Origin of the sequence: Microbacterium suaedae (genome assembly GCF_003254645.1) — a bacterium.
GTDB lineage: Bacteria > Actinomycetota > Actinomycetes > Actinomycetales > Microbacteriaceae > Microbacterium > Microbacterium suaedae.
This window is the reverse complement of sequence record NZ_PNFD01000002.1, coordinates 349,428-368,242: the sequence shown is the minus strand read 5'-3', so window position 1 is coordinate 368,242 and position 18,815 is coordinate 349,428. Positions and strand designations below refer to the sequence as shown.

The following is an 18,815-nucleotide window of genomic DNA, read 5'->3' as shown; positions in this document are numbered from 1 at the left end:
GTAACTCATCCGCGCCCGGGCCTAGCGCGTCACATACCCATGCTGTTGCTTCGGCCACGGTGACGTGCGCGGTCGTTCTGCCTGGCTCGAACGTCTCCCACTTTGCGAGAGCGGCGAGGGCGGAGAGCATGTCCTGCGACGTCGCCCCCCCCATGCCTGCTGGAAAGCACCCTCGACGTCGTCTCCTTCGTTCGCCTGTTGCAGCGAATCGTCATCTTGAGTGCCATACAGCCGAACGCTTGCGGCCGCACGGCTCAATTCGTCGTTACGCAGACCCCACGCCGATGCGTCGGGATGCGAATCGTCGTCGACGGCCAGCTCGTACATCGGGCTGAGGTTGATGACTGCAGGCGCGACTTGGTGATACATCCGTTCGCTCAGTGTGGTCGCGGTGAGGTACGCGTCTGCGGCGGCAAGAAGACCGCTCCACGCCTGAGGAGTGATCGGCTTCGCTTCCGCCGGCGCGTCCAGGAGGCGCAAGGCGGCTTCCACCACGATCTCGTTGCATTGACGAAGCTGAAGTGTCTCCGCCGAGAGCTCGGCGGTGCGGGTGAGCGGATCCCATTCGGTCGAGAGGTTCGCTGCGACTCGGGACAGATCGTCTTGCTGATGAATAGCGCTGTCCATTAATCTCGCCAGCTGCTCCATCCCCGTCAACACCACCTCGCTCACGTCGTGTCTCCTGATTCCTTCCATCAGAGTTTCGAGAGCAAGGGGCGCAAGATGTTCGCGGATAAGTCGATTCGCGTCGTCCGCTCGGTACTCTCCAGGTTCGACGCCGGCACCGTGGAGTCGTCGCCCCAAAGCCGCGACCATGCGGCTCTCGTCAGAGGGTCGTAGACGCCACGGATCAGGCAGGTGATTGAGAGTGGTCCGCGCCTGCTTCATCTCCAGGATGAGAAAGGGCTTCGCTGTACGCCACTGGTCGCGGAGCGCCGCCGCCGCTTCGACATCCATGCCTCCCACGCGGAGCAGATCGAACACTGCGTCCCCTGTTAGGAGATTCGCCGCGTGCGGATCTCCATTCGCCGAATCTGCGAATCCCTCGACATCGATGCGCCACAAAACGTTGACTGGTTCATCGACGGCACGTGCGTGCGGGGCGAGATACGGCGTGACCACGCTGGTTGATTCACCCGAGACCGTTTCCGATGTGTGGAGATAGAGGACGTATCCGGGCACATCGATCGCCTGGTGCGCGGAACGCCATCGATCACCAAGCGCAGCAAAGCCGTAGATTAGTCCGCCGCATAAGTCGAAGACGAACCGTCGGTGGTCGGCAGACAGTTCCTCCAGGCTCGTCCGTGCCACGGCAACGGGGGGTTCGGTGAGAGCGAGGGACCACCCGTCAACACCCGGCGCGGTGACGACGCCGCGGGTGGCATCGTACCTGGAGTCACCTGCGATCACCGCGACGTTTGCGACGGGTCCCGGGGCGACCTCTGCTGCTCGGAGGTCTCGAATCGGGGGAAGCCCAACCCTGAGGAGCGCCATTTCGAGATCCGATAGCTCTACTGCTCGATCCCACTCGGCCTCGCCCGCATGCGCTTCAAAGTAGACGGCAGTAGGTACCACACCGCCCTTGAAGAACGACTTACCATTGGCCTTCCATGGCTCCCAGTAGTTGATCGCCTCCCACCCGAAACTCTCGGGGAAATCGGGAGCGCTCAGATCCCGCGCGAATGCGTAGAGATCATCGTCGGACGTGGCCGTTTCCGCGATCCAGGTCAGGTCTTCGAGCGCGAGGTTAGCTTCGCCGACCGCCTGGGGCACAGCGATGTGACCGGCCGCGACGAACACCGTCAGCGGGATGACCTCCGCGCCCGGACTGATGGTTCTTTGTCGCCCTCCCCCCATGCGCACCGAAACAGGGCCGGATTGCGACCTCATCTGTTTCGCCAGCTCCACTGAGCCGATGCGGGGCGGTGGAGTGGACCCCAGGTCGGGAACATGAATGACCGAGACAGCTATGCAGGTGGATGGGTTCACCGGCACCAGCCACTGAACGTCAATCCCTCGAATCGGGGAATCGACACCTTCGCTGCTGGGAGGGGCTTCGATCAAGCTGTTGGAAAAGCGCCATAGGGCCTGGCGGATCTGGTTCAGGCAAGAACTCCGGAGTGCCCGTCGCGCATGCCCGTCTCGATCGAGCGCGGATACCAGTTCTTGGACGGCATGAGCCATGATCTCTGGGATGAAGAGTGGCGGCACCCATCGGAATGCGCCCGCTGAGTCACCAAAGCGAAGGAACCTTCCGAACGGACTGGACGGACTCTCAGCATCGAATACGGCCTCACTTGCGGAGTTCGTCATCCATTCCAGAGCCTTTCTGTCCGCCTCACCGAGTTCGATGTGGTCGAGGGGGTCCAGGTTGAGAAAGACCCGCGTCGCTTCGTGTTCAGCGTCCGGTAACAAAACGTCATCGTTGAGCTTGAGGTCTGGGGCCGGCACCCAAGCGTCCGCTAGGTGTCGGACGCAGAGATCGCCGTACCTCATCGCTACGTTCACCACGTTCGCGATACCGAATCGAAATCGCCGGTGGAGGCGACCGTCCACCGCTTCTGCCATTCTGAGCGCACGCGTGAGGTCGGCGACCGGCCGTTCGGTGAGGCCAGGAACCGCACGCAGTGGCTCAGAGCCGACGGCGAGGAAGGCTGTTCGGGTCGGGTCGGTGGGAATGAAGTCTTCACGCGCCGGGCCGATCCCATAGATGGTAGCCGCTAGATCGGACAGTGCTTGGATCGACGGCAGCGGCTGGTACTCGTCTGATGCCGGAGCGGCGGAGGCTCGTAGTGCGGCCGCGAAGCTGCTTCCCAATGTCACCGATCGATGCCTGTTGCCCGGGGACGTGGCGGCGGCGAATATCAACGTCCAGAGCTCGTCCGGATCATACGCTGAAAAGACCTGTTCGAGTGCGTCTGGCTCCCGTTGCGTGGCGCTCACCGCGCGCGGTCGAGATCGAGGCCGCTTGTTTCTACTAGATTTTCTGCTCTTTCCCATGCAAGCATTCAAGCGTAGGTCGGCGACCCCCAGCCCATTGCTGTGCATTGAAGACGTTGTTCAATGGGGAGATCGATCACTGGGGAATGGGACTCTCCGCTCCGCATCCCCGACAGCTGGGTACCGCTGTGCCCTGGGCGCCGGTGGTGTGATCGTCGCAAGAAGGACCTAAAGATGGTCGACATCCGGCTGCTTTCCCAGCAACGACCTCCCATCCGTGCGGTGACGGTGCAAGCTCCGCGAGTCGAGCCCGGGATGCCTCCGTACGGGGGCAGGCCGGAACCGGGCCATCGTCATCGAGCGCCGATCACGGAAATTGTCACGGAAAAGCACGCCCGGCGGCGCCCAAAATCGCGGTTCGGCGTTACATCTAGTGTCACTTCACCATGTTCCCGACATCGCCCGATCCGGCGCGGGTAGACTGGCGCGCGTTCCCACCACATCTGGCACGCAGACACCGTGCCGCACATATCGCGAGGAGTTCCGCGCATGGCCGAGATGCCCGACAAGCCCAAACTCGAGGGACTCGAGACGAAGTGGGGTGAGCGCTGGGAGACCGACGGCACGTACCGTTTCGACCGCGCCGCCGCTCAGCAGGTGGGCCGCAATGGCGTCTTCTCGGTCGACACTCCCCCGCCGACGGCCTCGGGATCTCTCCACATCGGACACGTGTTCAGCTACACCCACACCGATGTGAAGGCGCGCTTCGAGCGCATGCGCGGCAAGCACGTGTTCTACCCGATCGGATGGGACGACAACGGCCTGCCGACCGAGCGCCGCGTGCAGAACTACTACGGCGTGCGCTGCGACCCGTCGCTGCCGTACGACGCCGACTTCACGCCCCCCTTCGAGGGCACCACGAAGAACATCAAGGCCGCGGATCAGGTGCCGATCAGCCGCCGCAACTTCACCGAGCTCTGCGAGAAGCTCACGCTCGAGGACGAGGAGAAGTTCGAGGAGCTGTGGCGCCAGCTGGGCCTGTCGGTCGACTGGACGCAGAACTACCGCACGATCTCCGACGAGACGATCCGCACGAGCCAGGCGGCGTTCCTGAACAACATCGAGCGCGGCGAGGCCTACCAGGCCCTGGCGCCGACACTGTGGGACATCGATTTCCGCTCGGCGATCGCACAGGCCGAGCTCGAGGACCGCGATCGGCCTGCCGCTTACCACCGGCTGGCGTTCCACAAGACCGACGGATCGGGCGACATCCTCATCGAGACGACGCGCCCTGAGCTGCTCGCCGCGTGCGTCGCCCTCGTCGCCCACCCCGACGACGAGCGCTACCAGCCGCACTTCGGATCGACCGTCCGCACGCCCCTGTTCGACGTCGAGGTCCCCGTCCTCGCACACACGGCCGCCCAGCCCGACAAGGGCTCGGGCATCGCGATGATCTGCACCTTCGGTGACATGAACGACATCATCTGGTGGCGCGAGCTCGACCTGCCCAACCGCACCATCATCGGCAAGGACGGCCGCGTCGTCGCCGACGCCCCCGATGTCATCACGAGCGAGCGCGGCACCGACGCGTACGGCGAGCTCGCGGGCAAGACCGTGTTCAGCGCGCAGAAGCGCATCGTCGAGCTCCTCGACGAGTCGGGCGAGCTCGTCCAGACTGGCGAGCAGTTCACCCACCCCGTCAAGTTCTTCGAGAAGGGCGACCGTCCGCTCGAGATCGTCTCGACCCGCCAGTGGTACATCCGCAACGGCGCCCGCGACGAGGAGCTCCGCGCGAAGCTGCTGGCGTTCGGTGAGCAGATCGACTGGCACCCCGAGTTCATGCGCGTCCGCTACGAGAACTGGGTGAACGGCCTCACGGGCGACTGGCTCGTGTCGCGCCAGCGCTTCTTCGGAGTGCCGATCCCCGTCTGGTACGGCCTCGACGAGAACGGAGAGCGCGACTACGACCGCGTCCTCGTCCCCGACGCCGCGTCCCTCCCCGTGGATCCCTCGAGCGATGTTCCGAGCGGCTACTCCGAAGATCAGCGGGGCGTGCCGGGCGGCTTCGAGGCCGAGACCGACGTCTTCGACACGTGGGCGACGTCCTCGCTCACGCCGCAGCTCGCCGGGCATTGGAAGAGCGACGACGAGCTCTGGAATCTCGTCGCGCCGTTCGATCTGCGCCCGCAGGGCCAGGACATCATCCGTACGTGGCTGTTCTCGACGCTGCTGCGCAGCGCGCTCGAGGACGACCGCGCGCCGTGGAGCCACGCCGCGATCTCCGGCTTCATCGTCGACCCCGACCGGAAGAAGATGTCGAAGTCGAAGGGCAACGTCGTCACGCCCGCCGACATCCTCGACAAGCACGGCTCCGACGCGGTGCGCTACTGGGCGGCCTCGAGCCGGCTCGGCACCGACGCGGCCTTCGACCCGCAGAACCCGACGCAGATCAAGATCGGCCGTCGTCTCGCGATCAAGGTGCTGAACGCGGCGAAGTTCGCGCTCGGCTTCGAGGCCCCCGCCGGAGCATCCGTCACCGAGCCGCTCGATCTGTCGATGCTCGCCGCCCTCGACCGCGTCGTCGCCCAGGCGACGACCGCTCTCGACGAGTACGATCACGCACGCGCTCTCGAGGTCTCGGAGGCGTTCTTCTGGACGTTCTGCGACGACTACCTCGAGCTCGTGAAGGAGCGCGCATACGAGGGCGGCGCCGCGGGCGCCTCCGCGGCTGTCGCCCTGCGCACGGCCCTCTCGACCATCCTGCGCCTGCTCGCCCCGGTCCTCTCCTTCGCGACGGAGGAGACGTGGAGCTGGTTCGAAGAGGGATCCGTGCACGCGGCCGCGTGGCCGATGCCGTCCGATCTCGGCGGCGACCCCGACGTGCTCGCAGCGGCCTCGCAGGCGCTCATCGGCATCCGGCGCGCCAAGACGGAGGCGAAGGCGTCGCAGCGCACCCCGGTCGCGACGGCCGAGATCGTCGCACCCGAGTCGCAGCTCGCGCTGCTGCGCCTCGCGGAACAGGATCTGCGAGCAGTCGGGCGCATCGCCGAGCTCGCTCTCACCTCGGGTGACGAGTTGCAGGTAGCGTCGATCGCACTCGAGGAACAGGAGGCCTGATCATGCAGCTGGGCACCCGATGGCAGGCCGGCGGGGATCCCCCGTCGGACCTCCCCGCCGTGATGCGCGACGAGATCGCGAAGGTCGAGGCGGCTCTGCCGCACGTGGGACCGATGCCCATGTGGACCCTCACGTGGCTCGAATCGCGCCCCATCGCCGAGCTCGACAGCGGAATCGAGGTGACCGTCGATGCCGACGGCGCCGCGACCGTGTCGACGTTCGACCCGATGGACTGAGATCACGACGGGCGCCGGTCGTCACGACCGGCGCCCGCCCCATCCGTCCCGTCAGCTTGACGGGACGATCGCGTCCAGCCGCGCGAGCTCGTCGTCAGTGAGGGCGATCTCGCCGGCGGCGACGTTCTCCTCGAGATGCGCCACGTCTCCTGTTCCGGGGATGGCGATCACGTGGGAACCGCGATGCAAGGTCCATGCGAGTCGGACCTGCGCGGGTGTGGCGCCGTGCGCCTGGGCGACGGCCGTGACCTGGGACTCCCCGGACGTGTCCGCCGTGCCGCCCGGGACGGCACCGGGGATGGCAGCCCCCATCGAGAGGAACGGCACGAAGGCGATGCCATGTTCTCCCGTGAGCGCGACGATGTCGTCATCGTCGCGTTCGGTGAGACCATAGCGATTCTGCACCTCGACGATCGGCGTGATCGCCATCGCCTCCGCGATCTGCTCAGCCGAGACATTGGACACGCCGATATGCGCGAGGAGGCCCGCTTCGCGCAGTTCGACGAGGGCGCCGACGTGCTCGGCCACAGAGCCCGTCTCCTTCTCCCGGCCTGTCCCCCAGCGCAGATTGACGACGTCGAGGTGGTCGAGGCCGAGCTGGCGGATGTTCTCCTCCACCTGGTCTCGCAGCTCGTCGGGTCGGGCGTATCGTTCGAACTCGCCAGCCCGGGACCGGCTCGCACCGACCTTGGTGGCGATCACCAGCTCCTCGCGGTAGGGCTGCACGGCCGTGCTGATGAGCTCGTTTGCTGATCGGGTCTGGTGGAAGTAGAACGCGGCGGTGTCGATGTGGTTCACGCCGAGCTCGACCGCTCGTCGCAGAACGGCGATCGCCGTCTCTCGCTCGCGGGGACTCTCATCCGACGGCATGCCGGTCAGGCGCATCGCCCCGAATCCGATGCGGCGGACCTCGCGGTCGCCGAGTCGCCAGGTGCCCGTGTCTGTCGCGGAGGTGGTCACGGTCGTCTCGTGGATCGTCATGTCATCAGCCTGGGATGCGGACGTCGGAATCTCCGAGCGTGGCAGGTTGTTGCCACGCATACAGAAGTTGCGTGGTCGAGCGAGGAGTGTGGACGACATGAGGAACTCGACGAGGGCGACCGCTGGCGGCGTCACGGTGGTGCACGGCGAGGAGGAGGTGTACCGGCGCACAGCGCACCTGCTGGAGAACGCGACGACCCTCGACTGCGCGACGAACACGCTCGCCGCGTGGAGATGGACGCAGGGCACCGGCGATGGTCCGCCGCCGCCCCGCCACGACGCTCAGGTCCGCAAGGTCTACCGCACGGCGATGCTCCTGGATCCAGCGTGGACGCAGCGCATGTCCGTCGTTCTCGACCATCCACAGGTTGACATCCGCGTCACGAGCGAGGAGGTGAACGAGACGGTCATCATCGACGGGCGTCTCGCGATCCTCTCCGGCGATATGCGCTTCGGCGCGCGCTCCTACAGCCTCATCACTCAGCGCGAGACCGTCCTCGGGATCCGTTCCCTCTTCGATGCCGCCTGGCGCTCGGCGACGGATCTGGCCGCGTACGACGCCACAGCCGCGGAGATCCGGCTCATCGCTCCGCAGGTGCTCGATCTGCTCGGTCGCGGCGTGAAGGATGAGGCCGCCGCTCGAGAACTCGGGCTGAGCGTGCGCACCTACCGACGCCGAGTGGCCGACCTGATGACGGCGCTCGGCGCGGATTCGCGATTCCAGGCCGGGGCGCGCGCCAGGGAACTGGGACTGATCTAAGGGCGCGCCTAAGCGCTCTTCCGGCGTTCCCGGAGCACGACCGCCGGCGGGGCGCCGTCCTCGACGGCGGAACGCGTGACGACAACCTTCGCCACGTCGGTGTTCGAAGGGATCTCGAACATGATCGGCCCGAGCACATCCTCGAGGATGGCGCGGAGCCCTCGGGCACCCGTCTTGCGCTCGACCGCGAGATCGGCGATCGCGCGAAGTGCGTCCTCTTCGAAGTCGAGCTCGACATCGTCGATGAGGAACATCCGCTGATACTGCTTGACGAGCGCGTTGCGGGGCACGGTGAGGATATCGACCAGCGCATCCTGATCGAGCGGGTCGACCGCCGCGATCACGGGAAGGCGCCCGATGAACTCAGGGATCAGTCCGAACTTGTGCAGGTCTTCCGGGAGCACCTCGGAGAAGAGCGCCTCGTTACCGTTCTTAGACTGCAGCGGCGCACCGAATCCAACGCCCGCGCGCCCCACACGTGAGGAGACGATGTCGTCGAGGCCCGCGAAGGCGCCCGCCACGATGAACAAGACGTTCGTCGTGTCGATCTGGATGAACTCCTGGTGCGGGTGCTTGCGCCCGCCCTGCGGCGGCACCTGCGCCGTCGACCCCTCGAGGATCTTGAGCAGCGCCTGCTGCACGCCCTCGCCGGAGACGTCGCGCGTGATCGACGGGTTCTCCGCCTTGCGGGCGATCTTGTCGACCTCGTCGATGTAGATGATGCCCTGCTCCGCGCGCGCTACATCGAAGTCGGCGGCCTGCAGCAGCTTCAAAAGGATGTTCTCGACATCCTCGCCGACGTATCCCGCTTCAGTGAGAGCCGTCGCGTCGGCGACCGCGAAGGGCACGTTCAGTCGCTTCGCGAGCGTCTGCGCGAGGTACGTCTTCCCGGACCCCGTCGGGCCGAGCATGAGGATGTTGCTCTTGGCGATCTCGACCTCTTCGGCCTTCTCGTCGGCCGACTTCAGCTCACCGCCCGCGCGAACCCGCTTGTAGTGGTTGTAGACCGCGACCGCGAGAGCGCGCTTCGCGCGATCCTGTCCGACGACGAACTCCGCGAGGAAATCGAAGATCTCGCGCGGCTTCGGCAGATCGAACTCGGCCACTTCGCCTTCGCCGGCCGACTCGGCCATGCGCTCTTCGATGATCTCGTTGCACAGCTCGACGCATTCGTCGCAGATGTACACGCCGGGCCCTGCGATCAGCTGCTGAACCTGTTTCTGGCTCTTTCCGCAGAACGAGCACTTGAACAGGTCGGCGCTCTCGCCGATTCGGGCCATGCGATCACTCCTTACGAGGTCTGGTCGCGGTGTCCTTCCAGGTTAGTCGCAACCTCCGACATTCGACCGCAGCGGGGTGTCGGATACCCGGCGCGTCACCCGACGACGACGCGCCCCGCCCGGCGAACCGGACGGGGCGCGATGTCGACGCGTGGGACCGATCAGCTGACGGGTCCGCGCTTGCGGGTCGTGAGGACCTGGTCGACGACACCGTACTCAACGGCCTCCTGCGCACCGATGATCTTGTCGCGGTCGATGTCCTTGTGGACCTCCTCCGCCGACTTGTTCGTGTGCTTCGCCATGGTCTCCTCAAGCCACGTGCGCATGCGCGTGATCTCGGCGGCCTGGATCTCGATGTCGGAGGCCTGGCCGTGGCCGGATCCGCCGATCGAGGGCTGGTGCATCAGGATGCGTGCGTTCGGAAGCGCGAGGCGCTTGCCGGGCGCGCCCGCGGCGAGGAGCACCGACGCGGCCGAAGCAGCCTGGCCGAGCACGACCGTCTGGATCTCGGGCGAGATGTACTGCATCGTGTCGTAGATCGCCGTCATCGCCGTGAACGAGCCGCCGGGCGAGTTGATGTACATGATGATGTCGCGGTCGGGGTCCTGGCTCTCGAGCACGAGAAGCTGCGCCATGACATCGTCGGCCGACGCGTCGTCGACCTGCACGCCGAGGAAGATCACGCGATCTTCGAACAGCTTGTTGTACGGGTCCTGGCGCTTGTAGCCGTACGCCGTGCGCTCCTCGAACTGCGGGAGGATGTAGCGGCTCGACGGAACCTGCAGGCCCTGGGACGTCGGGGTGTATGGAGTGTGCATCGTCAGAGAAATCCCTTGCTTGATCAGTTCGACTCGCGCTCGGTGCCGCCGCCGCCGGCCACGTCGCTCGCGCTCTCGCGGATGTGGTCGACGAAGCCGTAGTCGAGGGCTTCCTCGGCCGTGAACCAGTGGTCGCGGTCGCCGTCCTCGTTGATCTGCTCGACGGTCTTGCCGGTCTGCGACGCCGTGATCTCGGCGAGGCGGTTCTTCATCGAGACGATCAGCTCGGCCTGCGTCTTGATATCGCTCGCGGTGCCACCGAAGCCGCCGTGCGGCTGGTGGAGCAGGACGCGCGCGTTGGGCGTGATGTAGCGCTTGCCCTTCGTCCCGCTCGTGAGCAGAAGCTGGCCCATAGACGCCGCCATGCCAATGCCGACCGTGACGATGTCGTTCGGCACGAACTGCATGGTGTCGTAGATGGCCATGCCGGCGGTGATCGAGCCACCGGGCGAGTTGATGTAGAGGTAGATGTCCTTCTTCGAGTCCTCGGCGGCGAGCAGAAGGATCTTGGCGCAGATCTCATTCGCGTTCTCGTCGCGGACCTCGGATCCCAGCCAGATGATCCGGTCCTTCAGCAGCTGGTCGAAGACACTCTGTGCCATCAGCGGTTCAGGCATTCTCACTCCATTCAGGTGTGGCGTCGATATGACACTACCGGCGGCTCCACGTCACTCCGGCCGTGTTCGCCGTGGGCATACGATGTACCGTCCGGACACGGCGAGAGGGCCGTCGCCACGCAGGCGAGCGGCCCTCTCGACACGCGATCCGATCAGATCACTTGGCGTCTTCGGTGTCGGCGTCAGCCGACTCCTCCGCCTCCTCCACCTCGTCGTCCTCGGAGGGGACGAAGCCCGAGAGGTCGACGGCGTCACCGTTCGAGTCGACGACCTCGGCCTTCGCGAGAACCACGGAGATCGCCTTGTTGCGCGCGACGTCGCCCATGACCGCCTGCAGCTGGTTGCCCTGCTGCAGCGCCTGGATGAAGTCCTGCGGGCTCATGCCGTACTGGCTCGAGGCCTGGATGAGGTACTGGGTGAACTCGTCCTGCGAGACCTGAACGTCGAGCTCCTTCGCGATCCGGTCGAAGAGGAGCTGCGTGCGGAACTGCTTCTCGCTCGCCTCCGTCACCTCGGCGCGGTGCTCGTCGTCCTCGAGGCGGTTCTCCTGCTCGAGGTGACGGTGCACCTCGTCCTCGATGACGCTCTCCGGAACCGGCAGCTCAACGGCGTCGAGCAGCTGCTCGACGAGCTTGTCACGCGCGGCCGAACCCTGCGAGAAGGTGCTCTTCTGCTTGGCCTGCTCCGCGAGCGACTCACGCAGCTCGGCGACGGTGTCGAACTCGCTCGCCATCTGCGCGAAGTCGTCGTCGGCCTCGGGGAGCTCGCGCTCCTTGACGGCCTTGACGAGCACCTTGACCTCAGCCTCTTCGCCGGCGCGGTCGCCGCCGACGAGCTTCGAGCGGAAGGTCGTCTCCTCGCCCGCAGTGAGCGAGTCGATCGCCTCGTCCGTACCCTCGAGCAGCTCGCCGGAGCCGACCTCGTAGGAGACGCCCTCAGCGCGATCGATCTCGTCGTCGCCGATGGTCGCGACGAGGTCGAGCTCGACGAAGTCGCCCTTCGATGCGGGGCGGTCGACGGGGACGAGCGTGCCGAAGCGAGCGCGGAGCTCCTCGAGCTCGGCGTCGACGGCGGCGTCATCAACCTCGACGGCGTCGACGGTGACCTTCAGGTTCTCGAGATCCGGGACCTCGAACTCGGGCGCGACATCGACCTCGATGTCGACCTCGAGGTCACCCGAGAAGTCCTTCTCCGCCGGCCAGGTCGTCACATCAGCCTGCGGACGCCCCAGGATCTGCAGCTCGTTCTCGACAACGGCGTCGCGGAAGAATCCGTCGAGGCCCTCGTTGACGGCGTGCTCGATGACGGCGCCGCGACCGATGCGCTGGTCGATGATCGGAGCCGGCACCTTGCCCTTGCGGAAGCCCGGGATCTCGACATCCTTCGCGATGTGCGAGTAGGCGTGGTCGATGCTCGGCTTGAGCTCGTCGGGCGTGACCGTGATGTGCAGCTTGACCCGCGTCGGGCCCAGCTTCTCGACGGTGGTGTTCACCATGCTGGTTCGCTTCTCCTTGTTGCGTCGCCCACGACGAGCTGCGCCACGGGCTGAGGTCTGGAATGGGCCGGACGTCGGGGCGACAGGATTTGAACCTGCGACCTCCCGCTCCCAAAGCGGGCGCTCTACCAAGCTGAGCTACGCCCCGCGGATTCCACGCGTTGGGAACACGAAACGGCCTCGACGAGTCTAGCTGACGCGCACGCCGGATCCTCACAGATAACGAGACAGCACAACGCAGTCGATCTGAATGGGGTCTGACTCAGACCCCGCAGAGCATCGGGCCCGCAGATGGCGGCAATCTGCAGATTGACTGCATTGTGTTGCCGACGTGAACGTGCCCGATAGCCCAAGGCGACATCCGGGGCCGAGAAGAACGCAAAGGACCCTGGAAGGTGCGTGGCACCAACCAGGGTCCAGATGAGGGGATGACGGGAATCGAACCCGCGTGACCAGTTTGGAAGACTGGGGCTCTACCATTGAGCTACATCCCCGCGGCCGCCCGTGCAGGCGACTCGGACGAGTCTATCGGATCCTGTGGGATGGTCCCGAACCGCCCGACCTCCCGGGCGCGTCACATCTCCGCAGCGTGCTCTTTCGCGTAGCCGACATAGCGCACAGCATTGTCGCGGATCCGGGCGACCTCTTCATCAGTCAGGGCGCGCCGTACTTTCGCGGGGACCCCGGCGACGAGGGACCGCGGCGGGATCTCGGTCCCCTCGAGCACCACCGCGCCGCCGGCGACGAGGCAGGAGGCGCCGATCCGCGCGCCGGAGAGTACGACGCTCCCCATCCCGATCAGGGATCCATCGCCGATCTCGCAGCCGTGGACCACCGCGCCGTGCCCGACCGAGACGAAGTCCCCGAGCACCGTCGGGTGCTGGGCATCGACGTGCACCGTCACGTTGTCCTGCAGATTGCTACCGCGGCCGATCCGTATCGACGACACATCGCCGCGCAGGACGGCGTTGCACCAGACACTCGCCTCCTCCGCGATCGCGACGTCGCCGATGATCCGCGCACCCTCGGCGACGTACGCCGTCTCGTGGGCCTCGGGAATCGCCCCACGAAAACCACGGACCGTCGCCTGATCTGAGACCGTCATGGGGCCGACCCTACTCGGGAGCCCCGGATCCTCAGACACTTCGCAGCCCCGAAGATAGGGAATCCGTCCGATGCCGAGCCCCCTCCTCAGAGCGGACCGTGGAGACACGCCCACCGAGGAGGCAGCATGCACGGGAATCACACCTTCGCCCTCATCCAGTACGAGGCGCACGTTCGCGAGGCCGAACGGCGCATCGCGTCCGAGCGACTCGCGCGCGAACGCGATCCGCACGGCCAGGTCGGCCTCGACCAGGCCGCACGCCCGCGTCGGGATCGCGGCAGTTGGCTCCGCACCGTCTGGGCGCGCACCGCTGGCAGAATGACGGCGTGACGACCCCACGCACCCCGCTCGTCGGGCGAGAGGACGCTCTTGAGGCGCTCGCCCGCGCCCTGGACGACGCAGACGGCGCCCTGCGCACAGCGCTCGTAGAGGGCGAAGCGGGTATCGGCAAGACTCGTCTTCTCTCAGAGCTCGCCGCGCGTCGAGCCGACGTACGCGTCGTCGAAGGTCGCTGCGTCGATGACGGCGCAGCCTACGCCTCGATCGCGGGGGCGCTGCGCCCGATCGTCGCCGAACGCGACCCCGAAGAGCTTCGTCGAATCACGGGGGCCGGCTATCGCGCATTGCAGGGACTGTTCCCCCAGCTTGCCGACGGCGACGTCGGCGATTCGACCGCGGCCCAGGTCAACGAGGCGATCGCCCTCCTTCTCGAGGACGCCGCGCGAGAACGGCCGCTCATGCTCGCAATCGAGGATCTGCACTGGGTCGATCCGGCGAGCCTGGGCGTCATCCGCGCGCTCGTGCGAGTGCCTCCGGCTGCGCGGATCCTGCTCATCATCACGGCACGACCGGAGGACGTCGGGCGAACGGATCCTGTGCGTGGGTTCCTCCGAGAGCTCGGTCGCGACCGAGGGGCGACCCGCATTGCGCTCGACCCTCTCGACCGCGATGACGTGCGCCGGCTGACGACGGCCCTGAGCGGACGCACACCGTCACCGGCGGAGCTTGATCGCTTCGTCGAGCGCAGCGACGGCGTGCCGTTCTACCTGGAAGAGGTCGTCGCGCTCGGCGACGACGCGCGACTGCCCGACGGACTTCGCGAGCTGCTGCTCGTGCGATACGAACGCCTGTCGGCCGATGCGCAGCGGGTTCTGCGCCACATGGCCGTCGGCGGGATCCGGGTTCGACACGAGCTGCTGATCCGCGTGCTCGACGACGCCGTCGCGGATCCGGACGACGCCCTGCGGGAAGCGGCGCGCGAGCGGCTCATCGTCCTCGACGGCCAGGTCTGCGCGTTCCGACACGCGCTCGTCGGAGAGGCGATCCTCGGAGACGTCATGCCGGGCGAGTTACAGCTCCTTCACGCACGCTACGCCGAGGCTCTCGAATACGGCGCGGGCGACGAAGGGCAGCTCGCCGCGATCGCTTCGCACTGGGATGGCGCCCGTGACGCGGCACGCGCGTTTCCCGCGTGGATCGAGGCGACACGCGCCGCCCGCGCCGCCTTCGCGTTCGCGTCGGCCGCGCAGCACGGCGAGCGGGCACTCGCCCTGTGGGATGCCGTCCCCGATGCCGAGCGTCTCGCGCGAATGTCGCGGATCGAGCTCACCGGTCGCACCGCCTCCCATCTGCGAAACGCTGGCGACGCCGAACGCGCGCTGCGCCTCATCGATGGCGCGCGTTCCCACGCCCCGGCCGGTTCGCTCGACGCGGCCCATCTGCTGAATGGGCGCGGGAAGACGTTGAGCCTTCTGGCCCGGCCCGGCGCGGTCGAGGCCTATCGCGGATCTCTCGAGATCCTCGCGGAACTCGAACCGTCACGCGAGGTGCAGAGCCTGCGCGCGTCCGCGATGACCTCCCTCGCAGGTCGGCTCATGCTCATCGGGCAGATCGCCGAAGCGTGCGAGGTCGCCGATCAGGGCGCCGCACTCGCACGAGAGATCGGCAATCCCCTCCTGGAATCGATCGCGGTCAACCTCGCCGCGCGCTCGTATGGGTCGCTCGGTCGCATCACCGATGCCTACGCGGGGATGGAGCGGGCGCGCGCGCTCGCGGAGGATCACTCGGGCGCGATGATCCGGTACTGGGTCAACGCTTCCGACCTCGCCGAGCGCACGGGCGATCATGAGCGCGCGCTCGCCATTGCCCGCGAGGGCATCGCCGGCGCCCGCCGCCGCGGTATCGACCGCACATCCGGCGTGATCCTCGCGAGCAACGCCGCCGATCCGCTCATCGCGCTCGGGCGTTGGAGCGAGGCGCGCTCTGAGATCGGCGGCGCCCTCGCGCTCTCACCGCCATCGACCTATCGCTCGTACCTCGCGCGCGCCAAGGCCTCTGTGCTCACCTGGACGGGAGAACTCGACGCCGCCACCGCGACGCTCGCCGCGGAGGACAGGACGTTCACCGCCCTCGCGCCGATCGACCAGCAGTCCCGGCTCGAGGTCGCGCGGGTCCGCGCCGATCTGGCCCTCGCCCGCACGGACGCAGCAGCCGCCTGGGACGCATCGCAGGAGATGTTCATCGCCCCGGGTGGTGCGTTCGACGCCGCCCACGTCTTCCCGTTCGCGTGGACCGCTGCCCGCACGATCGCGCTCGCCCGGCGAACGACGGTCCCCGGGCTCGACCCGCAGCGCGAGATGCGACGTCTTCGCGCCCACGTGGCGAAGTTCTCGTGGTGGCCCTCCGCCTCCGCCTGGGAGCCGATCATCCGCGCGGAGGATTCCGACGACGCTCCGGCCTGGGCGGAAGCCGCGGTCGTCGCGGACGACCCGCGCCTCCTGAGTGTCGTCTCCCCGTACGTACGGATCCGGCACGCCGAGGCGCTGCTCCGTGCGGGGGAACGCCGCGCATCAGCGGACGCGCTCGAGGAGGCACTGACGCTCGCCCGCGCACGCGGAACGGGCCTGCTCGTTGATCACGCCGAGCGTCTTGCTCGCGAGTCGGGATTCACTCCCGGTCGCACGCGCACAGGATCGTCGCTCACTCCGCGGGAGGAACAGATTCTCGCCCTTCTCACCGACGGGCTGACGAACCGCGAGATCGCCGAACGCCTCTTCATCAGCGCGAAGACGGTCAGCGTGCACGTATCGGCTGTGCTCCGGAAGCTCGGCACCGCGAATCGCACCGAGGCCGCCCGCATCGGAACGTCGTCGAGGTAAGGCCTTCCTCACTGAGGACAGGCTCACTTTCCCCAGGTCACACCCAGATTCAAACGAGGCTTTCCTTGCTTGCGCGCGGGAGCCAGACGAGTAACGTTGACCATGACGCGGGAACCGATCATCCCGTCTCGAACCAAAAGAAGGGGACCATCATGGGTAAGACCACCATCGCAACCACCGCCGCCGACCCGACCGTCGCCGCCGCCAGCTCGCAGTTCCTCTCCCCGATCGTCCTCGGGCTCGAGGCGCTCACGGTGAACGGAAAGCAGGCGCACTGGCACGTCCGCGGCGCCAACTTCGTCGGCGTGCACGAGTTCCTCGACACGCTCGTCGACCACGCGGGCGGATGGGCTGACGAGGCCGCGGAGCGCATCGTCGCTCTGGGCCTGCCGATCGACTCGCGCATCGACAAGGTCGCCGCGAAGGTCTCGGAGACGGGCGCCCCTGCCGGATTCGCGCAGTCCGACGAGATCATCGCCGGCGTCGTCAAGGACATCGACGCCGTCATCGCCGACCTCGACGCCGCGATCGACGGCCTGGACGAGATCGACCTCACGAGCCAGGACATCGCGATCGGCATCAAGGCCGGCCTCGAGAAGGACCGCTGGTTCCTCGTGGCCCACGTCGCAGAGTGATCTGACGCATCGCGCACGGCCCCGTCGCCTCCGGGCGGCGGGGCCGCGTGCGTGAGCGGGCTCACGAAATGCGGAGATCTCACGAATCGCGGGCGGATCCGCCGAAAGGATCCGAATCTCGTGAGATCTCCGAATCTGGTGAGGCTCGGGTCACCCGAGGTGCGTCAACCGGCCGCCGATCATCGTCGCGGCGACGGGCATCGCACGCAGTTCATCTCGCGTCGCGACGAGCGGATCGTGCGCGACGACGGCGAGGTCGGCCACCGCCCCCGGCTCGATCGCGACCGGATCCGCCGATCCGCCCTCCGTCGACGCGGCGAGGGCCGTGCGCGCTTCGAGAGCCTGCTCCGGCTGCCACGGATCCTGCGCGTCGTCCGTGCGGAACACGGCCGCTGACATCTGGATCCACGGGTCGAGCGGCGACACGGGCGCATCGGATCCGAGCAGGAGATTCGCTTCTGCGTCCCGCAGATCGCGCAGTGGATAGGGCCGCGCCGGCTGATTCGCCCAGAAGCGATCGGTGAGCTCGCGATCGTCGATGAGGTGCTGAGGCTGCACGCTCGCGTCGACGCCGAGACGCGCGAAGCGCGGGATGTCGCTCGCCGAGACGAGCTGCGCGTGCTCGATGCGCCCGGGCACGTCGCATCGCGCGAACGCATCCAGCGCGGCGGTGTTCGCGGCGTCGCCGATCGCGTGGATCGTCGTCGCGATGCCACCGGCCGCCGCCCGCGCAACGAGATCGGCCATCTGCTCCGGCGAGGCTCCGAGTACGCCGCGATGATGCGGGTGCGCGTCGTAGTCGTGCGATGTGGCCGCAGTCCCGCTCGCGAGCGCACCGTCACCGATGACCTTCAGCATGCCCAGTCGCACAAGCGGATTCGCGGCGAGAGGATCGCCCGTCGCCAGGCCCTGCGCGAGTACGTCCTCCAGATCGTCGGGGTAGACGTTCGAGAACACCCGCAGCGCGTCCCACCCGGCATCCGAGCGTCGGCGCCACGGGGCGTGGTTCTCACCGAACTCGAGATCCCAGATCCCGACGACGCCGCGCGCCGCCGCGCGCCGCGCGACCTCGACATGCGCCGCATCGGCGACGGATCCCTCGACGTCATCGAGCCGATCGATCACTTCGAATGCCGCAGACTCGCGCACGAGTCCGCTCTCGGTCGGCGCGATTCCCTCCCGGCGGAATGCAGCCTCGTTCATCCACACGGAGTGCACGTCGACGCCGAGGAGATAGCTCGGCACATCGCCTGTCGCAGCGTCGAGCACCGCTCGTGTCGGCTCCGCCTCCCAGAGCGCTGTCGCGAGCCGAGAGAGCACGCGCCGTCCGTCCGCTTGCGGGGTAATCCCCGCGGCGAACGCGGCCGCCTCTGCGGGTGAGCCGGCGTGCTCGACCGAGGGCCTGCTCGATGCCAGCGCCCACTGCAGGAAGTGCACGTGGTGATCCCACAGTCCGGGAACGACCCATGCGCCCTCCGCGTCGAGAACGGCTCCGCGCGGGCGCAGATTGCCTGACGGCGCGATGTCGGAGATCCGACCGCCCGTCACCCAGAGATCGAACAGGCCGTCGCGCGCGGTGTGCGGGTGGGCGAGGAGCTCGCGCCCCTCCCCCGCGATGCGCGCGTTCGCGATGACGTCGACGTTCTCTCCGATATGCATGTCTCCCCTTCGCG

General features: G+C 67.2%; 14 protein-coding genes and 2 tRNA genes. 6 read left to right on the top strand and 10 right to left on the bottom strand.

What is annotated here, in order from left to right:
• Window positions 1–21 precede the first annotated feature (21 nt).
• Window positions 22–3,000 (bottom strand): hypothetical protein, encoded by a 2,979-nt coding sequence (locus C0012_RS15425; RefSeq protein ID WP_162621842.1) that lies wholly within the window; start codon window positions 2,998–3,000, stop codon window positions 22–24.
• 489 nt (window positions 3,001–3,489) lie between these two features.
• Here C0012_RS15425 and valS point away from each other — a divergent pair, with 489 nt between their 5' ends.
• Complete coding sequence (gene valS / locus C0012_RS08340; protein ID WP_110589066.1) at window positions 3,490–6,057, top strand: valine--tRNA ligase; 2,568 nt, start codon at window positions 3,490–3,492, stop codon at window positions 6,055–6,057.
• A 2-nt stretch (window positions 6,058–6,059) separates the two neighbouring features.
• The gene (locus C0012_RS08335) at window positions 6,060–6,293 is read left to right on the top strand and encodes a hypothetical protein (RefSeq protein ID WP_110589067.1); all 234 of its coding nucleotides are present in this window, start codon (window positions 6,060–6,062) and stop codon (window positions 6,291–6,293) included.
• Window positions 6,294–6,344: 51 nt separating this feature from the next.
• Here C0012_RS08335 and C0012_RS08330 read toward each other — a convergent pair whose 3' ends face one another.
• A complete protein-coding gene (locus tag C0012_RS08330) occupies window positions 6,345–7,274 on the bottom strand; it encodes an oxidoreductase (protein ID WP_110589068.1) in 930 nt (309 codons plus the stop codon).
• Window positions 7,275–7,371: 97 nt separating this feature from the next.
• On the opposite strand from C0012_RS08330, the gene C0012_RS08325 reads away from it, so the two are divergent.
• Window positions 7,372–8,034: a helix-turn-helix domain-containing protein gene (locus C0012_RS08325; protein WP_110589406.1), complete on the top strand. Its 663-nt coding sequence runs from the start codon at window positions 7,372–7,374 to the stop codon at window positions 8,032–8,034.
• Window positions 8,035–8,042: 8 nt separating this feature from the next.
• Here the strand turns inward: C0012_RS08325 and clpX are convergent, their stop codons facing one another.
• From clpX to C0012_RS08290, 7 genes are all read right to left on the bottom strand, one after another.
• A complete protein-coding gene (gene clpX, locus C0012_RS08320) occupies window positions 8,043–9,314 on the bottom strand; it encodes an ATP-dependent Clp protease ATP-binding subunit ClpX (protein WP_110589069.1) in 1,272 nt (423 codons plus the stop codon).
• Window positions 9,315–9,475: 161 nt separating this feature from the next.
• Complete coding sequence (locus C0012_RS08315; protein ID WP_110589070.1) at window positions 9,476–10,132, bottom strand: ATP-dependent Clp protease proteolytic subunit; 657 nt, start codon at window positions 10,130–10,132, stop codon at window positions 9,476–9,478.
• A gap of 23 nt (window positions 10,133–10,155) precedes the next feature.
• Complete coding sequence (locus C0012_RS08310) at window positions 10,156–10,749, bottom strand: ATP-dependent Clp protease proteolytic subunit (RefSeq protein ID WP_198411101.1); 594 nt, start codon at window positions 10,747–10,749, stop codon at window positions 10,156–10,158.
• A gap of 157 nt (window positions 10,750–10,906) precedes the next feature.
• Entirely contained in the window at window positions 10,907–12,244 is a 1,338-nt protein-coding gene (gene tig / locus C0012_RS08305; RefSeq protein ID WP_110589072.1) for a trigger factor, read from the bottom strand.
• A gap of 74 nt (window positions 12,245–12,318) precedes the next feature.
• Window positions 12,319–12,392 (bottom strand) — tRNA-Pro (locus C0012_RS08300).
• Between the two features lie 275 nt (window positions 12,393–12,667).
• Window positions 12,668–12,738, bottom strand: a tRNA-Gly gene (locus tag C0012_RS08295).
• A gap of 80 nt (window positions 12,739–12,818) precedes the next feature.
• Window positions 12,819–13,349: a gamma carbonic anhydrase family protein gene (locus tag C0012_RS08290; protein WP_110589073.1), complete on the bottom strand. Its 531-nt coding sequence runs from the start codon at window positions 13,347–13,349 to the stop codon at window positions 12,819–12,821.
• A 126-nt stretch (window positions 13,350–13,475) separates the two neighbouring features.
• Here C0012_RS08290 and C0012_RS15420 point away from each other — a divergent pair, with 126 nt between their 5' ends.
• The 3 genes from C0012_RS15420 to C0012_RS08280 all read left to right on the top strand — a co-directional run bounded on the left by C0012_RS15420 (window position 13,476) and on the right by C0012_RS08280 (window position 17,142).
• Window positions 13,476–13,679 carry a hypothetical protein gene (locus tag C0012_RS15420; protein WP_162621843.1) on the top strand — a complete coding sequence of 68 codons (204 nt, stop codon included), beginning with the start codon at window positions 13,476–13,478 and terminating at the stop codon, window positions 13,677–13,679.
• Window positions 13,676–16,507 carry a helix-turn-helix transcriptional regulator gene (locus C0012_RS08285; RefSeq protein ID WP_162621844.1) on the top strand — a complete coding sequence of 944 codons (2,832 nt, stop codon included), beginning with the start codon at window positions 13,676–13,678 and terminating at the stop codon, window positions 16,505–16,507. The genes C0012_RS15420 and C0012_RS08285 overlap by 4 nt, the downstream gene beginning before the upstream one ends.
• A gap of 152 nt (window positions 16,508–16,659) precedes the next feature.
• Window positions 16,660–17,142 carry a Dps family protein gene (locus C0012_RS08280; protein WP_110589075.1) on the top strand — a complete coding sequence of 161 codons (483 nt, stop codon included), beginning with the start codon at window positions 16,660–16,662 and terminating at the stop codon, window positions 17,140–17,142.
• 150 nt (window positions 17,143–17,292) lie between these two features.
• Here the strand turns inward: C0012_RS08280 and C0012_RS08275 are convergent, their stop codons facing one another.
• The gene (locus tag C0012_RS08275) at window positions 17,293–18,801 is read right to left on the bottom strand and encodes an amidohydrolase (RefSeq protein ID WP_110589076.1); all 1,509 of its coding nucleotides are present in this window, start codon (window positions 18,799–18,801) and stop codon (window positions 17,293–17,295) included.
• Window positions 18,802–18,815: the final 14 nt, after the last annotated feature.